The organism is Pirellulales bacterium, from assembly GCA_036490175.1.
In the GTDB taxonomy this organism is placed as follows: domain Bacteria; phylum Planctomycetota; class Planctomycetia; order Pirellulales; family JACPPG01; genus JACPPG01.
In genome coordinates, this window is record DASXEJ010000263.1 from 1 (window position 1) to 2,319 (window position 2,319).

Below are 2,319 nucleotides of genomic sequence, written 5' to 3' on the forward strand. Positions count from 1 at the left end.
CACCGACTACCAGGCCCGGCGGTTGGCCATTCGCTACCGCACCAAGGGCGAGAAGGGGACGCAGTTCGTCCACACGCTCAACGGCACGGCCGTCGCCATCAGCCGCGCGCTGATCGCCATCCTGGAAAACTACCAGCAAGCCGACGGCTCGGTCCTCGTGCCCGAGGCCTTGCGGCCGCTGGTGGGAAAAGATCGCATCGCGCGTTAGCGGCGGCCAGTTCGGCCGATAGGCGCGGGGGCACTTGTGAAGCCTGCCCGCTGATCGCGGTTGTCGAGACGCACCGCCTGCTGCCGCAATTGATCCGGCTTGCCCGCTGGTGCTGCATGCTCACGACGGACTTGCCTCGTTTTGCTAACGCGTCACGCTGGGTGAGAATTGAACCCCGGACGGCGCGTTCACCACCGCCTTGTCCTTGATCAGTGTTGAGAGCTTAAGGACGGCGCGCGTAAAGTCGGCAAGTTGCTTTGTATGCCGAGCGTCGACCCAAGTGTAACGGTCGCGAAATCTGCCGACGTAGCACGCCGACCTCGGAACGTCGTGCTTGCAACCGACGCTAAACCAACCGGAAGGAATTTCTTTAAGCGTTTGTTGGGCGTCGTTGACCTCGTAAACCACTTCTTGCGACAGGCCGGACGGGACGCGATGGCGGTCCATTCCGTAGCAGATGAAGTACGATGGATGATGAGGCGAGCACTCAAGAATTCGCCAGTCCAGCGTGTCGGAAAGGGACTGCATGACGGCGAAAAACTGGTCCGCGACACGCTGGCCGGAGGCCGCGTAGCCATTCCCGGTGGGGAACGGCTCGCTCTGCCAGTCGTCGCCGCCAATCGGATCATGACACCATGCCTGCGCGATCTGCTCGGGGCACTCGGGCGTGGAATTTGTCCGGCACTTTACCAGCGGGACCTCGAGGACACAGTCGTGTCGAAGCGCTTCGGGCTTCGCGAACGTTAAGGGCGCTACCAGCGTCGGCAGCGGAACATCGAGGTAGAACTCGCAGCCGGCGCCCGCGCAATGCGCTGCGCCGCCATCCGTTCCCTTGGCCGCTGCGTCCTGCGGCCGGGTGCCGACCACCACCACGCTTTTTTGCTCGCTCCAGACGCGCGTCACCGTCACACCTGCAGGAACGATTACGCGAACCGTAATATTGTCCCCGTCCTCAACGATCCGAACCCCGGGAACGGGCTTATCGACGGGGAGATTCTTTTCTATGACGCCAGCAATCACATTGGCTTCGATTGATGTGTCGGCCGTCGTAGGAACCTGCCCGATCAATGTATGAGCCAGATCATTTGCCTTCTTTTGCCCCATTTCTTCGCCAAAGCCGAATGCGTTGCGATACGCCATTTGCAAGAGTTCTAGCGACGTGTCGTCGGTGATGGGCGCGGTCGCCCACTGCCCTACGACGGTGCGCGTGCCGGTGAGGGCCGGCTGGATGAAAAAGTTCGTCGAGGCGCCCGGCAGGAACCCGCCGGTGCCAGTGTCGGCGGCTTGAGTTGTACCCGCTTTGATCGCGACCATTGATGGCAGTGTATACGGGTCGCAACTAAACATCGCGATGTTATTCAGCACTTGCTCGTACTGAAGCTCCGTCAACGTGTTTGCCTGACATACGGTGCTTCGCCGCAGTTGCATTTGCGTGCAACCGCCAGACAGAGCCATGGCGGCACACAGCGTTAGTCCGCAGAAGAGACGTGCTATCATGATTCCAACACCGTCCGCCGGCCAATGAATGCAGCAAAGACTCGCGATAGGCCAGCCCGAACAAGCGATCGGCGGCCCCGGTAGACACCACGACCGGCGAGCGCCCAAACGATCGACCGATCCAGAACAAAACTTGACGCAAAGAGCAATCTTGCGACGGAATGTCGGCTAAATGCATCAAAAAGAACCGATCGTTGCGGATCGGGCCCGAGGAACTGCGGCATCTCGTGGGAAAGACCGCACCGCGCGCTAATGGCCGGATGCACTCGCCATGACGCGGGCCGCTCGGGTGCCACTTCTGGCTTTGTCCAGCAGTGCCGAGCGAAGGAGATGGTGCGGCCGTTGGTGACCTCGCCCGACGAAGAGTCATGGAGAGAAGCCGCTCGGCGGGATCGCACTGCTGGACGAGCCAGCAGTGGCACCCAGAGGCGGCCTAGACAGGCCCGGTCGATTAATTATTCGCCATGATGCTGGCCGCTTCATCGCAGAGCTTTTGGGCTTCGGCTGCGGTCGGGGCTTCGGCAATGGCGCGGACGATGGGCTCGGTGTTGCTGGCCCGCACGAGTAGCCATTTGCCGGGCCAGTCGAGCCGCAAGCCGTCAAGGCGATCTTTC

3 protein-coding genes are annotated in these 2,319 nt (G+C 61.4%); 1 reads left to right on the forward strand and 2 read right to left on the reverse strand.

Translation table 11 applies throughout. From position 1 onward, the window contains the following. The coding region (locus VGG64_19550; GenBank protein ID HEY1601806.1) for a serine--tRNA ligase at window positions 1-208 on the forward strand (208 nt) is incomplete at its 5' end. Window positions 209-352: 144 nt separating this feature from the next. On the opposite strand, the gene VGG64_19555 is transcribed toward VGG64_19550, so the two are convergent. Both VGG64_19555 and VGG64_19560 read right to left on the reverse strand, forming a co-directional pair. Then, window positions 353-1,705: a hypothetical protein gene (locus VGG64_19555; GenBank protein HEY1601807.1), complete on the reverse strand. Its 1,353-nt coding sequence runs from the start codon at window positions 1,703-1,705 to the stop codon at window positions 353-355. A gap of 451 nt (window positions 1,706-2,156) precedes the next feature. Beyond that, a complete protein-coding gene (locus VGG64_19560) occupies window positions 2,157-2,300 on the reverse strand; it encodes a hypothetical protein (protein HEY1601808.1) in 144 nt (47 codons plus the stop codon). Window positions 2,301-2,319 lie beyond the last annotated feature (19 nt).

Coding starts and splice junctions, on each gene's coding strand:
- VGG64_19555 (HEY1601807.1), bottom strand. CDS start 1,705: ATGATAGCACGTCTCTTCTGCGGACTAACGCTGTGTGCCGCCATGGCT.